Genomic DNA, 22412 nt, shown 5'->3' on the forward strand with positions numbered 1-22412 from the left:
TTCACACGTGAGCTTTAGGCTTGCGTCATATCCCCCCTGAAAACTACATCGCTCACAGCGATCAGGGCGGTTCGGAGTAATACACCTGCATGTCTTTTGACTCTCTCGGCTTGAATGCCGATATTTTGCGTGCGGTAGCAGAACAGGGCTATCGCGAACCGACGCCAATCCAGCGTCAGGCTATTCCCGTGGTGCTGGCTGGTCGTGACCTGCTGGCGAGCGCCCAGACCGGCACCGGCAAAACCGCCGGTTTCACGCTGCCGTTGTTGCAGCGTCTGTCGGCAAAAGCTGAACCGGCGCGCGGACGTCGCCCGGTGCGTGCGTTGATCCTCACGCCAACTCGCGAACTGGCCGCTCAGGTCGGTGAAAACGTGCGTGATTACAGCCAGTACCTGAACCTGCGTTCACTGGTGGTCTTTGGCGGCGTCAGCATTAACCCGCAAATGATGAAACTGCGCGGTGGCGTGGACGTGCTGGTGGCGACACCCGGTCGTCTGCTCGATCTGGCGCATCAGAACGCGGTCGATCTGTCGCACGTGGAAATCCTCGTGCTGGATGAAGCTGACCGCATGTTAGACATGGGCTTTATCCACGATATCCGTCGTGTGCTGGCAAAACTGCCGGCTAAACGTCAGAACCTGCTGTTTTCCGCCACTTTCTCTGACGAGATCAAATCGCTGGCCGAAAAACTGTTGAATAACCCGGAGCAGGTGGAAGTGGCACGCCGCAATACCGCTTCTGAGCAGGTTTCTCAGCAGGTGCACTTTGTTGATAAAAAACGTAAACGTGAGCTGCTGTCGCTGATGATTGGTCGCGACAACTGGCAGCAGGTGCTGGTATTTACCCGTACTAAACACGGTGCCAACCATCTGGCCGAACAGCTGAACAAAGACGGTATCACCGCTGCGGCGATCCACGGCAACAAAAGCCAGGGTGCACGTACCCGTGCGCTGGCCGATTTCAAAACCGGTGGCATTCGTGTGCTGGTGGCGACTGACATCGCTGCGCGTGGTCTCGACATCGAAGAACTGCCGCATGTAGTGAACTATGAACTGCCGAACGTGGCGGAAGATTATGTGCACCGTATTGGCCGTACCGGGCGTGCTGCCGCCACCGGTGCCGCATTGTCGCTGGTATGTGTTGACGAACATAAACTGCTGCGTGATATCGAACGCCTGCTGAAGCGTGAAATTCCGCGTATTGCGCTGCCAGGTTTTGATCCGGATCCGAGCATCAAAGCGGAGCCGATCCAGAATGGCCGCCAGCAGCAACAGCAGCGCGGTGGGCGTGGTCGTGGCCCGGCACCGGGCGGTAATCCGCGTCCTCAGGGTGAAGGCCGTCCGCCGCGTCCGCAGGGCGAAAACCGTTCTCCGCGTCGTCAGGGGCAGGATGGCAAACCGGCACGTTCACGTCGTCCGGCAGCCAACAAAAGCGGTAACCACTAAGGCAATGCGGGTTTTACTGGCGCCGATGGAGGGCGTGCTCGATTCGCTGGTGCGCGAGCTGCTCTCCGAAGTGAATGATTACGATCTGTGCATCACCGAGTTTTTGCGCGTGGTTGATCAGCTGCTGCCGGTAAAATCCTTCTATCGTCTCTGCCCGGAACTGCAACATCACAGCCGCACGCCGTCCGGGACGCGCGTGCGGCTGCAACTGCTGGGGCAATATCCCGAGTGGCTGGCAGAAAACGCGGCACGTGCTGTGGAGCTGGGTTCATGGGGCGTGGATCTCAACTGCGGTTGTCCGTCGAAGCTGGTTAACGGCAGCGGTGGTGGGGCGACGTTGCTGAAAGATCCCGAACTGATTTATCGCGGCGCGAAAGCGATGCGTGCAGCGGTGCCGGATCACCTGCCGGTCACGGTCAAGGTGCGTCTGGGCTGGGATTCCAGCGATCGGCGTTTTGAAATTGCCGATGCGGTGCAACAGGCCGGGGCCAGCGAGCTGGTGGTGCACGGTCGCACCAAAGAAGAGGGCTACCGCGCCGAGAGCATCAACTGGCAGGCGATTGGCGAAATCCGCCAGCGGCTGCGCATTCCGGTGATCGCTAACGGCGAAATCTGGAACTGGCAGGATGCACAGGATTGTCTGCGTATTACCGGTTGCGATGCGGTGATGCTGGGACGTGGCGCGCTTAACGTGCCAAACCTGAGTCGTGTGGTGAAGTACAACGAAACCCCAATGGCCTGGCCGGAAGTGGTGACGTTGTTGCAGAAGTACACCCGGCTGGAAAAGCAGGGCGATACTGGCCTGTATCATGTGGCACGCATTAAGCAGTGGCTGGGCTATCTGCGTAAGGCGTATCACGAAGCGGATGGGCTGTTCAGTGAAATCCGTACCTTAAAAGTCTCGTCTGAAATCGCCACCGCGATTGAGCGCCATGCGCAACGTGCATTAACCAGACATAAAAAAATCCGCGACCCATTAGCAGGCTAAGGGTATAGTAGTGCTTCAACTTCACCCAGTTACGCAACGCCACTGCACATGTCTGACGCCGCTGTACTGAGTAATGCTCAGTTAAATAAACGTATTGTCTCCGTCCTGATTTTCACCTTCTTTTGCTATCTCTCCGTGGGTCTGCCGTTGGCGGTTCTGCCGGGGTTCGTGCATAACCAGCTTGGTTTCAGCTCGTTTATGGCAGGTTTGATTATCAGCGTTCAGTATTTCGCCACGTTGATGAGCCGCCCCCATTCCGGTCGTCTGGCGGATCGCTTTGGCCCCAAACGCGTGGTGATGCTTGGCTTAATTTGCTGCGGCATGAGCGGCGTGTTGTCGATTATTGCGGCGCTGTGTCGTGAAATACCGGTTCTCAGCTTACTGTTGTTGGCGTTGGGACGCGTCTTTCTTGGCGTCGGTGAGAGCTTCAGCAGCACCGGTTCTACCCTGTGGGGCATGAATATTGTCGGACCGTTGCAGACCGCGCGCGTCATTTCGTGGAACGGCGTGGCCACTTACTTCGCCATGGCAATTGGTGCGCCGCTCGGCGTACTGCTGAATCAATGGTTTGGCATCAGTGGCTTTGCCGGATTGGTGGCGTTGATGGGGATCGTCGGTTTTGTGCTGGCGTATCAAAAGCCGCCGGTCAGCGTCACGGCGGGCGTGCGCATCCCCTTCCATCGTGTCGTCAGCCGTGTCTGGTTGTTTGGTCTGGCACTGGGTTTTGGCACCATCGGTTTCGGGGTGATCTCCACCTTTATCACCCTTTATTTTGCCAGCCGTGACTGGAGCGGAGCTGCCTTCGCGCTGACGGTGTTCAGCCTTGGTTTTGTCATTGTGCGCCTGGGTTTTGGTCGTTACATCACCCGTTTCGGCGGTCTGAAAGTCTCGCTGGTCTCCTTTGTGCTGGAGTGCGCGGGGCTGCTGCTGATCTGGCAGGCCGACAGCGCCTGGCTGGTGGACGTCGGTGCTTTCCTGACCGGTGCAGGCTTCTCGCTGATTTTCCCGGCGCTGGGTGTAGAGGCGGTGAAGCAGGTGCAGCAGCAGGATCAGGGATCGGCGTTGGGCACCTATTCGGCTTTTCTGGATTTAGGTCTGGGGCTGACGGGGCCGGTAGCGGGGTTACTGATTGGTCACTGGGGGATGCAGTCGGTGTACCTGGCGGCGGCGCTGATGGTACTTGGCGCGTTTCTGATCACGCTGCGTCTGCAACAGCAGCACGGCCGCCGCGCGACCGTGCAGACGGCAGGTTAATACTTTTCCGGCACGATCATATGGTCCGGCACCGGAGCGCGACGGTAGTCGTCATGCCGTTCGCGCGTCGGTAAGGCGATCGCCTTCTGCTCGCTCTCTTCATAGGGCACCTGTTGCAGCAGATGACTGATGCAGTTGAGGCGCGCGCGTTTCTTATCCACGCCCTGCACCACCCACCACGGCGCTTCGTCAATATGGGTGCGTGCCAGCATCTCCTCTTTCGCTTCGGTGTAATCTTCCCAGCGGCGACGGCTCTCCAGATCCATTGGACTGAGTTTCCACTGTTTCAGCGGGTCATGAATACGGCTGAGGAAGCGTAATTCCTGTTCTTCATCGGTGATCGAGAACCAATATTTCACGATCTGGATGCCGCTACGTGTCAGCATTTTTTCAAACTCCGGCACGCTGCGATAAAACTCCTCGACTTCTGCATCGTTGCAAAAACCCATTACGCGTTCGACACCGGCGCGGTTGTACCAGCTGCGGTCAAACAGCACCATCTCGCCAGCGGCAGGCAGATGGGCGATATAGCGCTGAAAGTACCATTGGGTTTTCTCGCGATCGTTAGGCGCGGGCAAGGCCGCGACCCGGCAGGTGCGCGGGTTCAGGCGCTGGGTGATGCGTTTGATCACGCCGCCCTTGCCTGCGGCGTCACGGCCTTCAAACAGGATCACCATGCGATGTCCGGTGCGCATTACCCAATCCTGCATTTTTACCAGTTCACCCTGTAAGTGCAGCAGTTCGCGGAAATAGCGACGACGCCAGGTTTTCTCATCATCCGCCTGCGGCTGTCCGTCACCGAATCGCAGGTCGTCCAACTCCATCTCCAACTCTTCGTCGTAGCTGTCATAGAACTCCTGAAGCAGGCGTTGATTAAAAGTCTCGCTTTGAAACGTATTGTCGTGTGTGGCCATGGCTAATCACCGTTAAAGATGGATAAACAGGGCGTAAAGCAGCCCCGCAAGAAGAACCGATACCGGCAGAGTCAGCACCCAGGCGACTGCCAGATTACGTAAGGTTGCGAGTTGCAAGCCGGAGCGATTGGCAGCCATCGACCCGGCGACACCGGAGGAAAGCACATGGGTGGTGGACACCGGCAGACCAAAACTGTCGGCAGCACCGATAGTCGCCATCGCCACCAACTCTGCGCTGGCTCCCTGAGCGTAATTAAGATGGGTTTTGCCGATGCGTTCTCCCACCGTCACCACAATGCGTCGCCAGCCAACCATGGTGCCGAGGCCCAGCGCGATGGCGACCACCACTTTTACCCACATCGGGATAAATCGGGTGGCACTGTCCAGCTCGCGTTTTACCGCTACCAGATTGCGTTCTGTTTCTTCAGGCAACGCCACGTTGGCGCTTTGCAGATGTTTGATGGACTCCGACGCGAGGTACATATCGTTACGCGTGTTGGTAACCGACTGCGCTGGGATATTCTCCATGGAACCGTAGCGACGAATCTGGTCGCCAATATCGCCGAGCATCAGGCCGAGCGCGGGTAACACCTGCGGACGCGTCTGGCCGGTGCGCACAAACTCAGTCAACACCTCACGCGGTGCCGGGATAGCGGCAGAGGAGGGGTGTAGCGACAGCAACTGTTGTTCCGTGACCAGCGTTAAGGCGGCGACGCGCGGGATCTGGTCCGGCGGCAGCGAGCGGTTGAGGGCATAGGCGATGGGCATAGTGCCGACCAGAATCAACATGATCAGTCCCATGCCTTTCTGGCCGTCATTGGAGCCATGGGCAAAAGAGACACCGGTGCAGGTAAGGATCAGCAGGCCACGGATCCACACCGGTGGTGGCTGGTCATTTTTCGGCGCTTCATACAACTGGCGATTGCGGATCAAGGCTTTCATCGCCAGCAACAGCAGAGCGGCACAGATAAAACCGACGACAGGCGACAGCAGCAGTGAATAGCCGACTTTCAGCGCCTGATCCCAGTCCACGCCGCTGGTGCCGCTGCGGCCATGCAGCAGGGCATTCGCCACCCCAACACCGATAATCGAACCGATCAGCGTATGGGAGGAGGATGACGGCAGGCCAAAATACCAGGTGCCAAGGTTCCAGATAATCGCCGAGAATAGCAGCGCATATACCATGGCAAAGCCATTGCCGCTGCCTGCCTGAAGAATCAACTCCACCGGCAGCAGCGAGATAATGCCAAACGCCACCACGCCGCTGGAGAGCAGTACGCCGAGAAAGTTACAAATGCCGGACCACACCACCGCCACGCCGGGCGTCAGCGAGTGGGTGTAGATCACCGTGGCAACCGCGTTGGCGGTGTCATGAAAACCATTAACGAACTCAAAACCAAGCGCGATCAGCAGCGCCAGTCCCAGTAGCAGGAAAGGGGTATAGCTGGTGACAGGCGCACCGGTATCGACAACATCGTTAAACAGGTTGATGGCGGTGAAGGCCAGCCCGGCCAGCACCAGCAGCAGAAACAGCGGGCGGGAAAAACGACCGCCGCGCTGTTGTAAATTGGGACGTCCGCCGATGGATGACGACGCTGACGCAGGCAAACTGTTATCGCTCATAGCACACCCCGGTGGTGGATGACGATGCCAAATGGCATCTGTTACCCGCAGTGTGATACCGGTTTTGTATGACAGAATGATGATCTCGTGTGGGGTCTGTCATCTCTCTGTCATATTGCTGACGCAGGCTGTGGGTCTGACCGCAGCCGGATCTCCAGATTGCTATGCTCCAGCCAGTTCTGCCGCTTACCACGCTGCCCGACTTCAATAATGAAGTGGCCGGGCTGATCCATGGTTACCTGTTCTCACCCGATGGTTTGCCCCAGCGACTCAGCGCCCGCGAAGCGGCTCAGCTGGCACGACAGACTCTGCCGGAAGCGCATTTCCTGTGGTTGCATATCAACCTGAACCATGCCCGTGCCGAGCGCTGGGTGCAGGTGCATTTTGCGGTTGATAGCGATTTTTTCGATGAGATCCATTCCGCCTCACCCCGCACCCGGCTGGCGCAGCAAAATGATGCGCTGTTGGCGGTGCTTAACGATGTCACCTTCAGCCAGGAGGAACACAACGCGCAGAACGCGACGCTGTGGATGTGGTGCCGTCCACAGATCATTGTCAGTGCACGCTACCGGCCAGTGGGGATGATTGAACGCATGCATCAGCAACTGGACCGGCTGTCGTTTGCGCAACCCGATGCATTGCTATTGTGGCTGCTGGGTGAACAGGAAGCACAACTGGAGCAGGTGGTTCGCCGTTCCAGCGCGGCGGTGGACGCGATTGAGGAGCGACTGCTCAGTCAGGCGATCAAAGCTAATCGTAGCGAGCTGGGGCGTCTGCGGCGTATGTTGCTGCGCATCCAGCGTTTACTGGCTCCGGAACCGGCGGCGTTGTTTCGCCTGTTGAACCGTCCACCGGGTTGGTTGAAGCGTGAGCCGCTGAGTGAGCTACGTATTTTTACCGAAGAGTTCAGCGTGGCGTTAAATGATCTTGCCAGCCTGATGGAGCGGATTCGTTTGTTGCAGGAAGAAATCGCCGCCCGGCTGATGGAGCAGAGTAACCGCACGCTGTTCTTACTGACGGTAATCACCGTGCTGGCATTGCCGATCAACATCGTCGCGGGATTTTTTGGCATGAACGTGGGCGGCATTCCGCTGGCAAGCAACCCGCACGGCTTTTTATTGCTGGTGCTGTTGGTGCTGGCGTTTACCCTGGTGGCGGGTTGGCTGGCGCTGCGACGGCCACGTGATTAACTTGTTGCGCGATAAATCGCGAACTGATTGCGCGATAAATCGCGCCGCTACGTTTCGTGCACCCCTTGTAGCGGCGGGATTTATCGCGCGATGTTTTACGTCAGGCAACAAAAAAGCCAGCCCGCAGGCTGGCTTTGACTCGTCATCCACACAGAATTACGAGTTGTTGTTCGCCGTAGCGCTGTTAGCCGCTGCTGGAGCTGGGATATCGGCACCCTGCGGGGTCATCGGCTCTTCTTTCGGCAATGCGTTCGGGGTTTCCTGCACTGGAATCGGTGCCGGCATCGCTTCACCGGCCGGACCGTTGATTTTGGTCGGCATACCGGTACGTGCCTGGATGGCGTTGTTGACCGCATCTTGGTTGGTGCTGGCATCAGCAATCACTTTGGTCACCGCCGTGGTCAGGTTAATCGGCACGATTTCGCGTGAATTAAACTGTTCTTCGGTGGTGGACAGCGGGTTGTGAACTTCCACATAGCGTGAACCGTCCGGCTCGACAGTGGCTTTCACCGGCTGATCGATAAACTGTACGCGCGTACCTACCGGCACGTTGTTGAACAGCCATTTGATGTCGTCCGCACGCAGACGCACGCAACCGTGGCTCACGCGCAGACCGATACCGAAGTTGGCGTTGGTGCCGTGAATGGCATACAGACGGCCAATGTACAGCGCGTAGAGGCCCATCGGGTTATCCGGGCCAGCCGGGAACACTTCCGGGATGGATTCGCCGCGTGCCGCGTATTCTGCATGCATCGCTTTGGTCGGGGTCCAGGTTGGGCCAGCTTTCTTACGCTGCACGCTGGTGGTCCAGTTGATCGGGGTATCTTTACCCAGCTCACCGATACCGATCGGCAGCACTACCACGGTTTTGGTGCCTTTCGGGTAGTAGTAAAGACGCATTTCAGCGCTGTTGATCACAATGCCTTCACGCGGAGCGTCAGGCAGAATCAGCTGCTGTGGGATCACCAGGTTGGTGCCTGCTTTCGGCAGATAGACGTCAACGCCCGGATTGGCTTCCAGCATGTTGCTGAGGCCCATCTGGAACTGAGCGGCAAAGGCTTCCAGCGGAAGTTTGCTATCTTCAGGTACGGTAACCTGAATATTTTCGCCAATCAGACGACTGTTAGCGGGCGGTAGCGGATAAACCACCGCAAAGGCCGACTGGCTGAACGCCGCCAGTACGAGGGCGAGTGAAGCGAACGCGCGAATGCTCTTTTTCATGTTTTTACAAGTCGTTATAGCCGTATTTCAGGCTTGTCAGTGTGTCGAATCCATCTTGGTCTTAGTGACCCGCTGCGCATTATATGTGCATTGAAGCGGTGATGGGAATCACGATTTTAACAGGTTGAACATACTTTACGTAAATAGCTGTAATAACCGGTTCATTCAGATTGCCACGGGCCTGATTTCAGGGTTGCCACAGGGTAATTTCACCACTCAGTTTCCGATTCAGGAAAAACGCGGCGCTGATCAACGCCAGATGGGTTAGCGCTTGTGGCATATTGCCCAACGCATGACCATGAGGGGTAAATTCCTCGGCATACAGCCCCAGTGGATTGGCGTAACTCAGCAGCTTTTCAAACTCGAAGTGTGCCTCATGCACCCGACCGGCCCGCGCCAGGCACTCAACATACCAGAACGAACAGGCGGCAAATGATCCTTCACCGCCTTTCAGCGCGTCGGCAGGGGTTTCACTGATGTTGTAGCGCCTCACCAGGCCGTCACTCACCAGATGGGTTTTGATCGCATCCAGCGTCGCCAGCCAGTCGGGATCGGTGGCACCAACAAAACGCACCAGCGGCATCAACAGCATCGACGCATCCAGAAAGCGACCACCCCGTGTGGCGGTGAAATGGCCCAGTTCCGCGTTCCAGAAGTTTTGCCAGATATCATCGCGGATGGCGCTACGTACCCGGTCCCAGCGTTCATAAGGCATCGGTAGCGAACGTTTCATGCCAAGGCGTAGGGCGCGATCGAGCGCTACCCAGCACATCAGGCGCGAATGGAGAAAATGTTGTGGCTCGCCGCGCATTTCCCAGATCCCGGCATCGGGTTGCTGCCAGTTATCGCACACGTAATCGATCATATTGGCAACATGCTGCCAGCCACGTTGCGAAATCGCTTCACCGTATTTATTGGCAAGATAGATGGCGTCCATCAACTCACCATAAATATCCAGCTGCGTCTGACGCCAGGCATCATTACCAATGCGCACCGGACGTGAATTGGCATAACCGGAGAGATTCAGCAGCTCGGTTTCATGCAACTCGGTGCCGCTATCGAGGCGATACATCACCTGCAAATGGGGCGTGTCATCGTGGCTGTGTTCGACACAGCGTCCCACCCAATGGGTGAAGCTTTTGGCTTCTTCCACATAACCGAGGCGCATCAGCGCATACATACTGAACGAGGCGTCACGGATCCATGAGGCGCGATAGTCCCAGTTACGCTCGCCGCCCAGCTCCTCCGGCAAACCAAAAGTGGCGGCGGCGGCAATCGAGCCGTGTTGATGTGAGGTCAGCAGTTTCAGCGCCAGCGCCGATCGTGTGACCATCTCCTGCCAGCGGCCACGATAAGAACTGTGGCGACTCCAGCGTCGCCAGTAGTGCAGGGTGTCGCGAAAACAGCGTTCCGTGGCGATCTTATCCAGATGGGGATCCTCGTCGCTACCAAACACAAATTCAGCATATTCGCCCGACTGCAAAGTAAAAACGGCGGTGGCGCTGTGATTTTCCCGCGTCATCACCACGCTGGCGCTAAGACGTAATGAGGGTTGACCGTCGGCATGAAAGGCGATACCGCCAGGCCGTGCTTCGGTGTACGTGTCGGCCCGCGCGTAATCATGACGCGGGGCACACAGCAGGTTAAAGCGCGCAGAACCGCGCACCATCTTCACCCGGCGAACCAGGCGCGGCAGCTTGCTGCTGTCATCGCAAATCGGCATGTAATCGGTAATTTCCGCCACCCCTTCTTCGCCGAGCCAGCGGGTTTGCAGAATATTGGTATCCGGCAGGTACAGTTGTTGCTGGCGCGCATTTTTCCATTCCGGGGCCAGCGAGAACAGCCCCGCTTCGTCGCTGTCGAGCAGGGCGCTAAACACCGATGGACTGTCGAGCTCCGGCCAGCACAGATAATCGATGGTACCGTCGCTGGCAATCAGTGCGCAGGTGCGTAAATCGCCAATTACCCCGTGATCCTCAATCTTGCGTTTGATTGCGCTCATCCTGCCTCCGTTACGCCAGTCCGTTGTTAACTATAGCCGAAACGGTATGTGCGGCCGCAGCGGGGCACAGAACGATAACTTCTATACTGTGGAGACACCCTACATACAGGAGAAGGTTATGACGCTGGTTAAACAGAAAGTGGCGGTGGTCACTGCGTCCGATTCGGGTATCGGACGCAGTTGTGCGCTGATGCTGGCAGAGGCGGGGTATACCCTTGGCATCACCTGGCGTGCGGATGAGGAGGGCGCACATGAAACGGCGCGCCTGGTGGAGAGCCGGGGGCAACAGGCACATGTTCGGCAGTTGGATCTCTCCGATCCGCAGGCTGGCGGCCAGCAACTGGCGCAGCTGATCGCGTCACTGGGACGCATTGATGTGCTGGTCAACAATGCCGGAGTGATGACCAAGGCGGATTTCCTCGATCTCAGCTTCGAGGACTGGCGTAAGGTGTTTAATGTCGACGTGGACGGTGCTTTTGTCTGCGGCCAGATCGCCGCACGTTATATGGTGGATCAGGGTAATGGCGGGCGCATTATCAATATCACCTCGGTGCATGAACATACGCCACTGCCGGATGCCGCCGCCTATACGGCGGCGAAGCATGCACTGGGTGGCTTAACCAAATCGATGGCGCTCAGCCTGTTGCCGCACCATATTCTGGTCAATGCGGTGGCACCGGGGGCGATTGCCACGCCGATGAACCATATGCGGAACGAAGACGCGCGCAGCACACGGATGCCGGAAATCCCTATCGGGCGACCGGGTGACACGCGTGAAGTCGCCAGTCTGGTGGCCTGGCTGTGCTCAGAATGGGCGACCTACACCACCGGGCAATCCTTTATTGTCGATGGTGGATTTATGTTGGCAAATCCGCAGTTTAAGGGATACCACCATAGCTAACCGGCTCGGCGGCGGTTCCAGCGGCGGATAACAAAGCGCAGCAAGATGGCAAATCCTACCGCCGCCACCAACCACAGCAGATGCTTTATATGCTGATCGAGTTGGTGCAACCAGGGGGCGATGATCTCCCCGGCAAAGTAGCCAAGGGTGACAAAAATCACTGCCCAGAGTGCGGCACCAATCACATTGAGCAGGAAAAAACGCAGCGGTTTCAGGCGGCTGGTGCCGATAATAATTGGCCCGACAATGCGAAAGCCGTACATAAAACGCACGCCAATCACAAACAGGCTGGGGCGGCGTTGGATCAGGCGGTTTGCCTTACGGATGGTATCCTGATGCTTGCGAAATCGGCGCAGGATGCGGGTGCCATAGCGACGTCCGAGCCAGAACAGCAGCTGGTCACCGATAATTCCACCCGCCATGGCCGCCAGCACCACGCCGCCGAAGTGCAGCAAGCCCTCGTGTGCCGCTACGCCGCCCAGTAGGGTGAAGGTTTCCCCTTCGGCGATACAGCCAATCAGCAGCGCCAGGTAGCCGTACTGACTAATTAATCCGTTGATATCAAGATGCAAAATCCTCCTCCCTGTTGCGCGTAAACCTGGTAACAGTTTACACCTGACGGCGATTTTTTGTGCCGCTTGCCGCAAAAAGCCCCGCGCCGATTATACTTGAAGTGAAGCTGCCCACGCTGCGCGGCCCTGGGCCTTGGGGCAGCCCGTCGCATCAGAGGAGTGATTTTATGAATCATGTCTGGGGACTTCTCGCGCATCCTAATCAAGAAATGCGCGATATCAAGCAGGAAAACGAGAGCGTTTCGCACCATTACACCCACCATGTTCTGCTGATGGCGGCGATCCCGGTGATCTGCGCCTTCATCGGCACCACACAGTTGGGCTGGAATCTGGGCGAAGGGCAATTTGTCCAACTCAACATGCTGACCGGTATCGGGCTTGGCATTCTGTTTTATCTCATCATCTTAGGCGGTGTGGCCGTGATGGGCCGCGTCATTCACTGGATGGCGCGTAACTATCCGCAACGTCCCAGCATTCAGCGTTGTACCGTGTTTGCCGGTTATGTGGCGACGCCGCTGTTTATTAGCGGGCTGGTCGCGCTTTATCCTCTGGTGTGGCTGTGCCTGCTGGTGGGTACGCTGGCGCTGATTTATACCGGTTATCTGCTGTTTGTCGGCATTCCGGTGTTCCTCAATATTGATAAAGAAGAGAGCCTGCGCTTTTCCGGTTCAACGCTGGCGATTGGTGTGCTGGTGTTTGAGGTACTGCTGGCGCTGACGGTGATTCTGTGGGGCTATGGACCGAAGTTGTTCTAGTTGCAACCGGTTCTGATGTACTTATTCGCGCCACACATTGTGGCGCGAATTATTTCTGTAGCGGCGCGATTTATCGCGCGGGCTTATCTGACAAAAGCGCGCGATAAATCGCGCCGCTACGGATCTTGCCTGCCCTGGGTTTTTTAACGCCCGGAAACAATCTCTCCAGGAAATTTCGTAGAGAACCACGTATTATGCTGTCGCCAGCCCGCATCCCGTCTGGTTTGATGCGCGCGGCCTGTGCGTTAGCACAGCACAAAACTCCTGACCGGATTTTTTTGACACGATGTCTGTAAAAATGCGTATTTCTTTGCTGTCGCTGGCGCTGATGATCGGTGCACCGGCAGTCACTACCCCTGCTCTGGCGGCCCCTGCTGCTGCGTTGTCCAATCTGGCCCCGATTGCGCAGCCGCAGATTGCATCCGGCAGTGCGATGATTGTCGACCTGGATAACGGCAAAGTGCTGTTCTCCAGCCATCCGGACCGTGTGCGCCCCATCGCCTCGCTCACCAAGCTGATGACGGCGATGGTGGTGCTGGATGCGAAGTTGCCACTGGACGAAATGTTGTCGGTTGATATCAGCCACACCCCGGAAATGCGCGGTGTATTCTCCCGTGTGAAGCTCAATAGCGAAATTAGCCGCCGTAATATGCTGCTGCTGGCGCTGATGTCCTCGGAAAATCGTGCTGCTGCCAGTCTGGCGCATCACTACCCGGGCGGTTATGACGCTTTTATTCGCGCCATGAATGCCAAGGCACGCGCCCTCGGCATGACACACACCCATTATGTGGAACCGACCGGGCTGTCGATTCATAACGTCTCCAACGCGGAAGACCTGATCAAGCTGGTGAAAGCTACGCGTCAGTATCCGTTGATTGGTGAGTTGAGCACCACCAAAGAAGATACGGCGGTGTTTAAACATCCAAACTATGCGTTACCGTTCCGTAACACTAACCATTTGGTGTACAAAAATGACTGGCGCATTCAACTGACCAAAACCGGTTATACCGATGAGGCGGGTCACTGCCTGGTGATGCGCACGGTGATCAACAACCGTCCGGTGGCACTGGTGGTGCTGGATGCGTTTGGTAAATACACCCACTTTGCCGATGCGAACCGTCTGCGTGACTGGCTGGAAACCGGTAAAGCGGCACCGGTTCCGGCGGCGGCATTGGCGTATAAAAAGCAGAAAGCCTCGCAAACGGCGAGCACCGGCGCTCAGGGACAGAACGTCGAATAATGTTGCTGTTGCAGATGCGGCCAGCGGGGCGGCATCTGCAAAAACCCTTATCGTTAACACCAATGTTTTACACCCTCATTCCTATAGTTTCGCTGTTGCCAAAGGCCTACACTAGCCGCCACTTAGGGTCACTAAGCCGCGTCTGTAGACGGTTAATGCGCTGGAATCTCACTCTTATGTTTACGTTTCGATCTCTTTCTGCTCCTTTTTTGCTCATGCTGGCGCTGCTGGCTCCGGCAATCAGCCAGGCTGTCGACACCAACGCCGTCGCGCCAGCGGCTGAAGATGCAGCACCGAAGGTCAATGCCTCGGTGGAACTGCCGAAAATGCAGAAAATTCTCGACAAGATTAAAAGTCAGGTGTCGGGAGAAAATAATGAAAGCAAGCTCAGCCAACTGAATGAAATGGCGCTGGAACTGTCGGGCAATGCCGACACGCTCGGTCAGGCGTTAGGGCCGCAGCGTCAGCAACTGGATGCGCAGTTGGCGGTACTGGGTCCGGCACCGAAACCCGATAGCGGCATGACCGAAACGCTGGAAGTCGCGCGTAAGCGTAGTTCGCTGGAGAATCAGAAAACCAAGCTGGACGATCAGATCAAGCAGGCCGAAGGGATTAAAAACGGCGCGCTGATGCTGTCGTCGCAAATCGTTAACCTGCGTCGCGATCAGCTGAAAAGCCAGCTGGCGCTGAACTCCGGCAGTATCCTTGGCCCGCGTTTTTGGGCGCCGCTGTTCAGCGCGCAGGATCTGGATGGCGAGAAGATCAGCGATTTCCTCAGTGAATTGCAGGACACCGCCGCGCTGTCGTGGGAACCGGGCTGGCGCGTTGGCACCATTGGCTGGTTGATCGCCGCGATGCTGGTGATGACGTTGGGTCGCCGTTACGGGGAAGAATTTCTCGCCTGGGTTAGCATCCACAAAATGCCGGAAGGGCGACTGCGCCGCAGTTTCCTGGCGTCGGCGATTGCGCTCACCACATTGGCTGCCGTGGTGTTGACCTTCAATTTCTTTGCGCTGGCCTTTGCGCGCCGGGATGAGGTGTCGTCCGATGTGCAGGACTTTATCCTGCGTCTGGTGCAGCTCAGCGTCTATTGCGGGTTGATTGCCGGTCTGGGACGCGCGTTCCTCTCGACTCGCCGTCCGAGCTGGCGCTTGCCCGCCATTTCCAATGAAGTGGCACTGGCGTTGAAACCGTTCCCGCCGATTACCGCCGCGCTGGTGTTTATCTTCCAGACGGTGGAATCCTTTAACTACAGCGTCGGCTCCAGCCTGAATACCACCATTTTTGCTAACGGCCTGACAGCCTTGCTGATTGGTAGCACCGGGCTGGCGATCAGTATGCGTACCAATCGGGTGCGTCGCCGGATGGCGCAGAAGGGCAATCCACCGGAAGCGCGTTCTACCCTGGTTGGCCTGATTCAGATGGGCCTGACCCTGACGGCGCTTGCCATCCTGATTTCGCTGGTGATCGGTTACGTTTCACTGGCGCGCTTCCTCAGTTATGAAGTGATTTGGTGTGGCATTCTGTTCGGTTCGTTCTATTTCCTCAGCCAACTGGTGACGGACGGCTGTGACAGCCTGTTCTCGATACAAACCCGCAGCGGGAGACGTATCCAAAGTTCACTGAATATTGATGAGCGCCACCTGCAACAGGCTGCCACGTTGTTAGGTGCGCTGGGCAAAACCTTGCTGATCGGTATCGTTGCGCTGGCGCTGCTGAACGGCACTTTTGCCTCCACCACGCCGATTGCTCTGATCCAGAAGGTGATTGAATTCTGGGGTGGCAAAGGACTGGAGTCGCTGAATATTGTTCCGGCGCATATGGTCAACGCTATCCTTTGCCTGGTGGTGGGGGTTTATGTGCTGCGCTCGGTGCGCCGCTGGCTGGATAAAGAGTTCCTGCCGAAAACCACCATGGACGCGGGTATGCGCGTGTCGCTGGTGACACTGTTCAGCAACATTGGTTACGTGCTGATTATCCTGCTGACGCTGTCGATCATGGGCTTGCAGTGGAACAAACTAGCGTGGATCGTCAGCGCCCTGTCGGTCGGTATCGGTTTTGGTTTACAGGAGATCGTTAAGAACTTTATCTCCGGTCTGATCCTGCTCACCGAGCGTCCGGTTAAAGTTGGCGATCTGGTGAGCATCAGCGGCATCGAAGGGGATATCCGCCGTATCAACGTGCGCGCCACCGAGATCCAACTCAGCGATAAATCCACTGTCATTGTGCCGAACTCGCAGCTGATCTCGCAGAACGTGCGGAACGCGACCATGGGCAATGCGCAAGGGGTGGTGACGATTTTGCTGACCTTCCCACTGAATATCGATCCGGTTCGGGTGCGTGAGATCCTGCTGGAGGTGTATGAGGAGAACGAACGTATCCTCGAAATGCCTGCGCCATCCGTCTCATTTAAGGATCTGACACCGGCTGGCATTGTACTTAGCGTCACCGGCAACGTTGCCAGCCAGCGCCAGATTTCGAGCGCCAAAAGCGATTTGCTGTTTGATATCCTGACGCGGTTGCGTAAAGAAGGCATCGTGTTGTCGACGCCGCAGACCATGATTATCGAACGTCGCGCCCAGCAGGCACTGGCGGACGACAGCCAGCCGTTGTCGTAATGTTGCCTTAACCGCAACGGCGCGATAAATCGCGCCGTTGCGCATCAATACTAAACCTTCACCGCCCATCCCTTCTGCTTACTGGTTTTGCCAATCCCCGGGTTAAAACTGTTGGTGGGATCTAACCGACGATAAAACGCCTGGAGTTGCGGCTGCGCGGCATACAAATGGCCGACATTGTGCTCGGCCGGATATTCCGCGCCGCGCTGGCTGAGAATCGCCAGCATCTTTTCTTTCAGCGCATGGGCATCGACCCCTTTCTTCACGATGTAGTCCTGATGGAACACATGGCAGAAAAAGTGACCGTAGTAGAGTCGATGGCTCAGCTCCTGGTCGAATTCCGGCGGTAGCCGTTCAAACCAGTCGTTGTCGTTGCGGCGCAGTGCGATATCCAGTGCCAGAATATCCTCGACTTCATCAGCATGGATTGCGTGATAGCGCACCGCGGCACCGGCAGCCGCGAAACGGTGCAAAAACGCGTGAGCACCTTCTTTGGCGTCGCAGGCAAAAAACTCACCGCCACCTTCACGGAAAAAGGCGTGCAGATATTCCTGGGCCTCTGCCACGCCGTCACCGGACATCTTCAGCATCAGATGATGTTCATATTTGTCGCGGTACTGCTTCAGGCGTTTTGGCAGATGAGCCGGGAACCACCCGCTCAGGCGTTGCAACAGCCGATCGGTCAAATGCGGCTTAATCCATTTACGCTTCGCCAGCCAGGCATCGATCCGGCCCTTGACGGTGAAAAACAGCGGCATTTTGTCGGTGCCAAGGCGGTCGATCATCAGAAAGGTATCTTTGCCATACACCTCGGCGATATCAAAGATATCGCGATGCATATATTCACCAGCTACCGGTAAATGGTGAAAATTTGCCAGGATATGCCGCCGGATCTCACCCAGCTCTGCCGGATCGTTGCTGCCAATATAAAACACCTGCTGCTTCGGTTCGCTGACGAAGCTATCAAGGCGCACGGCAAACACCGCCAGCTTACCGGCACAGCCGGAGGCTTCGAACAGACGACGGGCATCGGCATTGAAACGTGCCGGGGTATCGGCGTGGATATCACGCACGCGCTCGGCATATTCATGATCCGAGGCGTGACGATCATCCCAAATCACGTCACTCTGCTGCCAGCGATCATCATCCAGTCGTCCCAGTATCTCTTCCGGTGAATGACCCAGCTCGATGCCGAGATGGTTGACCAGCCGCAACTTGCCGTCAGCATCAATTTGCGCATACAGCGCCATTTCGCTATAGGCCGGGCCGCGTTTAATCAGCGAACCGCCGGAGTTATTGCAAATTCCGCCCATCACCGACGCGCCAATACAGGATGAGCCGATCACCGAATGCGGTTCGCGCCCCAGCGGCTTGAGGGCTTTTTCCAACTGATAAAGCGTGCTACCTGGGAAAGCCAGAATCTGTTTACCGCCATCAATCAGTTGCAGTTTATCCAGCCGTAGCGTGCTAATGATCACCACCGGGCGGTCATAATCGTTACCCTGTGGAGTGGACCCTTCCGTCAGCCCGGTGTTAGCGGCCTGCATCAGAATGATGGCATCGGTAGAGACCAGCGCCTGCAATACGCGCCACAGTTCGAGTAGCGATCCGGGAAACACCACGGCCAGCGCCTCGCCCTCACCGGAGCGGAAGCCTTTACGATAACGGGCGGTGTGTTCAGCATCAGTCAGCAACTGCGTTGGACCGACCAGGCGGCGCAGCTCACCCAGCAGGGCAGAATCAGAGGAAGCGTTTCTCATTGGCTTATCCTTGTCATAAACGGTAGCGAAACAACTGTAGCACGCGTTACACGAAGCAGCCGCGATGTGACATCGTCGGCTACCTGCTATCCTCAACTTATGGCACACTTTGCCGGTTATTTTTATATTGCGCAGTCACTTAAGAGAACCCGACCTGATGAAATGGATTTGCTCTGTTAGCCTCGCTGTATCCCTTGCCATGCAACCCGCGCTGGCGGATGAGATGTTTGGTAACCATCCGATGACCGAACAGGCGCGTGACGCCTTTGTTAACCAACTGCTTAGCAAGATGACGCTTGATGAGAAGATTGGTCAGTTACGTCTGATAAGCGTAGGTCCGGATAACCCAAAGGAAGCCATCCGCGACATGATTCAGCACGGACAGGTTGGGGCGATTTTTAATACCGTGACGCGTCCGGACATCCGCGCCATGCAGGATCAAGTGATGCAACTCAGCCGCCTGAAGATTCCGTTGTTCTTTGCCTATGACGTGATACACGGCCAGCGTACCGTGTTTCCGATTCCGCTTGGGCTGGCCGCCAGTTGGGATATTGATGCGGTAGCGGAAGTCGGGCGAGTTTCCGCGTATGAAGCGGCGGATGACGGTCTGAACATGACCTGGGCACCGATGGTGGATGTCAGCCGTGAGCCGCGTTGGGGACGTGTATCGGAAGGCTTTGGTGAAGATACCTTCCTGACCTCGCAAATGGGCAGCACCCTGGTGAAAGCGATGCAGGGCAAAAGCCCGGCAGATCGTTATTCCATCATGACCAGCGTCAAGCATTTCGCGCTGTATGGTGCGGTGGAAGGGGGACGTGATTACAACACCGTCGATATGAGTCCGCAGCGGATGTTTCAGGATTATATGCCGCCCTATAAAGCCTCGCTGGATGCCGGCAGCGGCGGCGTGATGGTGGCGCTTAACTCAATTAACGGTACACCGGCTACTGCCGACAGCTGGCTGTTGAAAGACCTGTTGCGTGGTGAGTGGAAATTCAAAGGCATTACCATCAGCGATCACGGCGCGATTAAAGAACTGATGAAACACGGTGTCGCCAGCGATCCGCAAGACGCGGTACGTATTGCCCTGAAGTCCGGCATCGACATGAGTATGAGCGATGAGTATTACAGCAAATACCTGCCGGGGCTGGTAAAAAGTGGCGCGGTGAGTATGGCGGAAATTGATGACGCCGCGCGCCATGTGTTGAACGTCAAATACGATATGGGGCTGTTTAACGATCCTTACAGCCATCTGGGACCGAAAGGCAGCGATCCGCAGGACACCAACGCGGAGAGTCGTCTGCATCGTGCTGAAGCGCGTGACGTGGCACGTAAGAGCATCGTGCTGCTGAAAAACTGGCGCGAAACCTTACCGCTGAAAAAGAACGCCACCGTGGCGCTGGTTGGCCCCCTGGCCGACAGCCAGCGTGACATCATGGGCAGCTGGTCTGCTGCCGGGGTCGCGAAGCAATCCATCACCCTGTATCAGGGAATGCGCACAGCGATGGCGGGTAAGGGCACGCTGCTGTACACCAAAGGCGCGAATATCACGGATAACAAAGGTATTCAGAATTTCCTTAATCTGTATGAGCAGGCGGTGACAGTTGATGCGCGCTCGCCGCAACAGATGATTGATGAAGCGGTGGCGAATGCGAAAAAGGCGGATATCGTCGTTGCCGCCGTTGGCGAGGCGCAGGGGATGGCGCATGAAGCCTCCAGCCGCAGCGACCTGGTGATCCCGGAAAGCCAGCAGAAGTTACTGACGGCGCTGAAAGCCACCGGAAAACCGCTGGTGATTGTGCTGATGAACGGTCGCCCGCTGAATGTGGTACATGAAGATCAGATCGCTGATGCGATGCTGGAAACCTGGTTCAGCGGCACCGAAGGCGGTAATGCTATCGCCGATGTGCTGTTTGGCGACTACAACCCGTCAGGCAAATTGCCCGTATCATTCCCGCGTTCGGTGGGGCAGATCCCGATTTACTACAACCATTTGCCTACCGGCCGTCCGTATAACTTCGCCAAGCCGAACAAGTACACCTCGCATTACTACGATGCCATCAACGGGCCGCTTTATCCGTTTGGTTATGGTCAGAGCTATACCACCTTCAGCGTGTCGCCGGTGAAGATGTCAGCGAAATATATGCCACGTAATGGTACGGTGGAAGCCAGCGTCAAGGTCACTAACACCGGCAATCGCGATGGTGCGACGGTGGTGCAAATGTACCTGAATGATCCGGTGGCCAGCATCAGCCGTCCGGTGCAGGAGCTGCGCGGCTTTAAACGCATCATGCTGAAAGCGGGCGAGTCCCAGACGGTGAGCTTTAAGATTGACGTCGATGCGCTCAAATTCTGGAACCAGAAAATGCAGCATGTGGCCGAGCCGGGTAAGATCAATGTGATGATTGGGCTGGATTCGGTACGGACGCAGGACGCATCATTTGATTATCTCTAAATCCAACGTAGCAGCGCGATTTATCGCGCAACCGTAACGATGGCAGCAGATGTCTAACCGCGCGATGAATCGCGCGGCTACAACTTGCAGAACTCTTAGCAACCCGGTCAGCCTTTAGGTTGACCGGGCTATTACACGAAAATCATGAACATCCGCAAACGCATCGAACAACAAGTCTTCCGCCTGAATGGCCTGTCGCTCAACGAATTTGATATCTCGCAACCGCCTGGCGATCCCGGTCTGTTTGGCCCGGACAGCGTCATCTGGCGCGTGCACGGCGATTTTGCCGCCATGATGTGTGGCGGTATCAGCGCGTTGTTGTTGCAGATGTTGCATCCGGCGGCGCTGGCGGGGGTATGGGATCACTCCAACTTCCGTGAAGACATGCTGGGACGGTTACGGCGTACCAGCCAATTTATCGCAGTCACCACCTTCGGCAACCAGCAGGATGCCCATACGTTGATCGAGCGTGTCAAACGTATTCATCTGCGCGTTACCGGCGTCGACAATGCGGGCCAGTCCTATGCGGCCAGCGATCCCCATTTGCTCACCTGGGTACATGTGGCGGAAACCAGCCGCTTTCTTGCCGCCCATCTACGTTATAAAAATCCGCATCTCAGCCTGATGGAGCAGGACCGCTACTACCAGGAAGCGGCGCTGATTGCTGAATCTCTCGGTGCCGAGGAGGTGCCAAAAAGTGTTGCGGCGGTGGAGAGCTACTTACAGGCGATGCGCCCTCATCTGGTTTGCGATGCGCGTACGCGGGAAGTCACCCAGCTGTTGATGAACGCACCGGCTCCCAGCTGGCAGGCGAAGCCGGTGATGCGGGCGATGATGAAGGCAGGGATCGGGTTGCTACCAGCGTGGGCGCAGCAGCTGGCGGACTTGCCCATCAGTCCCGTGCAGCAGCGGCTGGTGGATGGGGAAATACAGCTGATTGCCGGTTTGTTGCGTTGGTCGATTCAGCGCGGCGCGTATGCCAGGGCGATGAAACGGATGGGCCGATAACCGTTACGGGTGCAGTTCGTCTCTGGCTTTGGTGTAGGTGCGCGGGGTTTTGGCTTCACGACGCAGGGTCAGTTGTCGTAGCTGATAATGATGGATTAGCATGCCGAATCCCAGCCCCATCAGCGCCAGTGGCAGCAGGCTGTAATAAATATCAACAGGTAAAATAATGAGCAGGGCAATGCCCGCCACCAGCAAGGTCAGTGCTGACATCACCCACGTGTAGCGCATAAACAGCCACACCAGCAGGGCGAAAATCACCACATCACGCAGGTTAAAATCCACACTTTGCAGCACCATTGCGTCAACTCCTTCGATGCGAATGGGGCGACAATAGCACGCACTATGGCAAAAGAATCGCGAATTAATTTGATGCTTGCCCGTGCATCCTGCGGCGAAACTTCAGCAACCCTCATCTTTCTCCTTCGCACTTTGAGAGTTTTACCCTTGTGCTACATGGCACGAGTGC

The 22412-nt window shown here is 56.7% G+C and carries 17 protein-coding genes; 10 read left to right on the forward strand and 7 right to left on the reverse strand.

Annotation, left to right across the window (positions count from 1 at the left end; genetic code table 11):
* Positions 1-89: 89 nt before the first annotated feature.
* From rhlE to AC6I8W_RS06610, 3 genes are read left to right on the forward strand one after another with little or no spacing between them, the layout of a single operon-like run.
* Positions 90-1445: an ATP-dependent RNA helicase RhlE gene (rhlE, locus tag AC6I8W_RS06600; protein WP_480369651.1), complete on the forward strand. Its 1356-nt coding sequence runs from the start codon at positions 90-92 to the stop codon at positions 1443-1445.
* Between the two features lie 4 nt (positions 1446-1449).
* Positions 1450-2433, forward strand: coding sequence for a tRNA dihydrouridine(16) synthase DusC (gene dusC, locus AC6I8W_RS06605; protein WP_497837460.1), 984 nt, complete (start codon positions 1450-1452; stop codon positions 2431-2433).
* Positions 2434-2481: 48 nt separating this feature from the next.
* The gene (locus tag AC6I8W_RS06610) at positions 2482-3687 is read left to right on the forward strand and encodes an MFS transporter (RefSeq protein ID WP_480369656.1); all 1206 of its coding nucleotides are present in this window, start codon (positions 2482-2484) and stop codon (positions 3685-3687) included.
* Here the strand turns inward: AC6I8W_RS06610 and ppk2 are convergent.
* Together ppk2 and AC6I8W_RS06620 are read right to left on the reverse strand one after the other, a co-directional pair.
* Positions 3684-4601 (reverse strand): polyphosphate kinase 2, encoded by a 918-nt coding sequence (ppk2, locus tag AC6I8W_RS06615; protein ID WP_497837461.1) that lies wholly within the window; start codon positions 4599-4601, stop codon positions 3684-3686. The genes AC6I8W_RS06610 and ppk2 overlap by 4 nt on opposite strands.
* Before the next feature lie 12 nt (positions 4602-4613).
* Positions 4614-6224, reverse strand: coding sequence for an inorganic phosphate transporter (locus AC6I8W_RS06620; protein ID WP_497837462.1), 1611 nt, complete (start codon positions 6222-6224; stop codon positions 4614-4616).
* A gap of 164 nt (positions 6225-6388) precedes the next feature.
* Here AC6I8W_RS06620 and AC6I8W_RS06625 point away from each other — a divergent pair, with 164 nt between their 5' ends.
* Positions 6389-7414 (forward strand): CorA family divalent cation transporter, encoded by a 1026-nt coding sequence (locus AC6I8W_RS06625; protein ID WP_497837463.1) that lies wholly within the window; start codon positions 6389-6391, stop codon positions 7412-7414.
* A 156-nt stretch (positions 7415-7570) separates the two neighbouring features.
* Here the strand turns inward: AC6I8W_RS06625 and AC6I8W_RS06630 are convergent, their stop codons facing one another.
* Positions 7571-8635 (reverse strand): L,D-transpeptidase family protein, encoded by a 1065-nt coding sequence (locus AC6I8W_RS06630; protein WP_497837464.1) that lies wholly within the window; start codon positions 8633-8635, stop codon positions 7571-7573.
* A 187-nt stretch (positions 8636-8822) separates the two neighbouring features.
* On the reverse strand, positions 8823-10637 hold the full coding sequence (locus AC6I8W_RS06635) for a glycoside hydrolase family 15 protein (protein ID WP_497837465.1): 1815 nt from the start codon (positions 10635-10637) through the stop codon (positions 8823-8825).
* 118 nt (positions 10638-10755) lie between these two features.
* Here AC6I8W_RS06635 and AC6I8W_RS06640 point away from each other — a divergent pair, with 118 nt between their 5' ends.
* Positions 10756-11538: an SDR family oxidoreductase gene (locus AC6I8W_RS06640; protein WP_497837466.1), complete on the forward strand. Its 783-nt coding sequence runs from the start codon at positions 10756-10758 to the stop codon at positions 11536-11538.
* On the opposite strand, the gene AC6I8W_RS06645 is transcribed toward AC6I8W_RS06640, so the two are convergent.
* Complete coding sequence (locus tag AC6I8W_RS06645) at positions 11535-12110, reverse strand: DedA family protein (protein WP_497837467.1); 576 nt, start codon at positions 12108-12110, stop codon at positions 11535-11537. The two genes, AC6I8W_RS06640 and AC6I8W_RS06645, sit on opposite strands and share 4 nt — an antisense overlap.
* Positions 12111-12277: 167 nt before the next feature.
* Between AC6I8W_RS06645 and AC6I8W_RS06650 the strand changes: the two genes are divergently transcribed.
* The 3 genes from AC6I8W_RS06650 (at position 12278) to AC6I8W_RS06660 (ending at position 16723) form a co-directional block, all read left to right on the forward strand.
* On the forward strand, positions 12278-12865 hold the full coding sequence (locus AC6I8W_RS06650; protein ID WP_497837468.1) for a Yip1 family protein: 588 nt from the start codon (positions 12278-12280) through the stop codon (positions 12863-12865).
* Between the two features lie 286 nt (positions 12866-13151).
* Positions 13152-14105 carry a D-alanyl-D-alanine endopeptidase gene (pbpG, locus tag AC6I8W_RS06655; protein WP_497837469.1) on the forward strand — a complete coding sequence of 318 codons (954 nt, stop codon included), beginning with the start codon at positions 13152-13154 and terminating at the stop codon, positions 14103-14105.
* A gap of 176 nt (positions 14106-14281) precedes the next feature.
* A complete protein-coding gene (locus AC6I8W_RS06660; RefSeq protein WP_497837470.1) occupies positions 14282-16723 on the forward strand; it encodes a DUF3772 domain-containing protein in 2442 nt (813 codons plus the stop codon).
* Positions 16724-16773: 50 nt separating this feature from the next.
* Here the strand turns inward: AC6I8W_RS06660 and dld are convergent, their stop codons facing one another.
* Positions 16774-18483, reverse strand: a complete 1710-nt coding sequence (gene dld, locus AC6I8W_RS06665; protein WP_497837471.1) for a D-lactate dehydrogenase — start codon at positions 18481-18483, stop codon at positions 16774-16776.
* Positions 18484-18640: 157 nt separating this feature from the next.
* Between dld and bglX the strand changes: the two genes are divergently transcribed.
* Positions 18641-20938 carry a beta-glucosidase BglX gene (gene bglX / locus AC6I8W_RS06670; protein WP_497837472.1) on the forward strand — a complete coding sequence of 766 codons (2298 nt, stop codon included), beginning with the start codon at positions 18641-18643 and terminating at the stop codon, positions 20936-20938.
* A 144-nt stretch (positions 20939-21082) separates the two neighbouring features.
* Positions 21083-21946 (forward strand): oxygenase MpaB family protein, encoded by an 864-nt coding sequence (locus AC6I8W_RS06675; RefSeq protein WP_497837473.1) that lies wholly within the window; start codon positions 21083-21085, stop codon positions 21944-21946.
* A 3-nt stretch (positions 21947-21949) separates the two neighbouring features.
* Here the strand turns inward: AC6I8W_RS06675 and AC6I8W_RS06680 are convergent, their stop codons facing one another.
* Positions 21950-22243: a hypothetical protein gene (locus AC6I8W_RS06680; protein WP_497837474.1), complete on the reverse strand. Its 294-nt coding sequence runs from the start codon at positions 22241-22243 to the stop codon at positions 21950-21952.
* Positions 22244-22412 lie beyond the last annotated feature (169 nt).

It is taken from the genome of Pantoea sp. X-Soil-TKNS-1211 (assembly GCF_059730495.1).

Coding starts and splice junctions, on each gene's coding strand:
- ppk2 (WP_497837461.1), bottom strand. CDS start 4,601: ATGGCCACACACGACAATACGTTTCAAAGCGAGACTTTTAATCAACGC.
- pbpG (WP_497837469.1), top strand. CDS start 13,152: ATGTCTGTAAAAATGCGTATTTCTTTGCTGTCGCTGGCGCTGATGATC.
- AC6I8W_RS06650 (WP_497837468.1), top strand. CDS start 12,278: ATGAATCATGTCTGGGGACTTCTCGCGCATCCTAATCAAGAAATGCGC.
- bglX (WP_497837472.1), top strand. CDS start 18,641: ATGAAATGGATTTGCTCTGTTAGCCTCGCTGTATCCCTTGCCATGCAA.
- AC6I8W_RS06635 (WP_497837465.1), bottom strand. CDS start 10,637: ATGAGCGCAATCAAACGCAAGATTGAGGATCACGGGGTAATTGGCGAT.
- AC6I8W_RS06675 (WP_497837473.1), top strand. CDS start 21,083: ATGAACATCCGCAAACGCATCGAACAACAAGTCTTCCGCCTGAATGGC.
- rhlE (WP_480369651.1), top strand. CDS start 90: ATGTCTTTTGACTCTCTCGGCTTGAATGCCGATATTTTGCGTGCGGTA.
- AC6I8W_RS06620 (WP_497837462.1), bottom strand. CDS start 6,224: ATGAGCGATAACAGTTTGCCTGCGTCAGCGTCGTCATCCATCGGCGGA.
- AC6I8W_RS06680 (WP_497837474.1), bottom strand. CDS start 22,243: ATGGTGCTGCAAAGTGTGGATTTTAACCTGCGTGATGTGGTGATTTTC.
- AC6I8W_RS06625 (WP_497837463.1), top strand. CDS start 6,389: ATGCTCCAGCCAGTTCTGCCGCTTACCACGCTGCCCGACTTCAATAAT.
- AC6I8W_RS06610 (WP_480369656.1), top strand. CDS start 2,482: ATGTCTGACGCCGCTGTACTGAGTAATGCTCAGTTAAATAAACGTATT.
- dld (WP_497837471.1), bottom strand. CDS start 18,483: ATGAGAAACGCTTCCTCTGATTCTGCCCTGCTGGGTGAGCTGCGCCGC.
- AC6I8W_RS06640 (WP_497837466.1), top strand. CDS start 10,756: ATGACGCTGGTTAAACAGAAAGTGGCGGTGGTCACTGCGTCCGATTCG.
- AC6I8W_RS06630 (WP_497837464.1), bottom strand. CDS start 8,635: ATGAAAAAGAGCATTCGCGCGTTCGCTTCACTCGCCCTCGTACTGGCG.
- dusC (WP_497837460.1), top strand. CDS start 1,450: ATGCGGGTTTTACTGGCGCCGATGGAGGGCGTGCTCGATTCGCTGGTG.
- AC6I8W_RS06660 (WP_497837470.1), top strand. CDS start 14,282: ATGTTTACGTTTCGATCTCTTTCTGCTCCTTTTTTGCTCATGCTGGCG.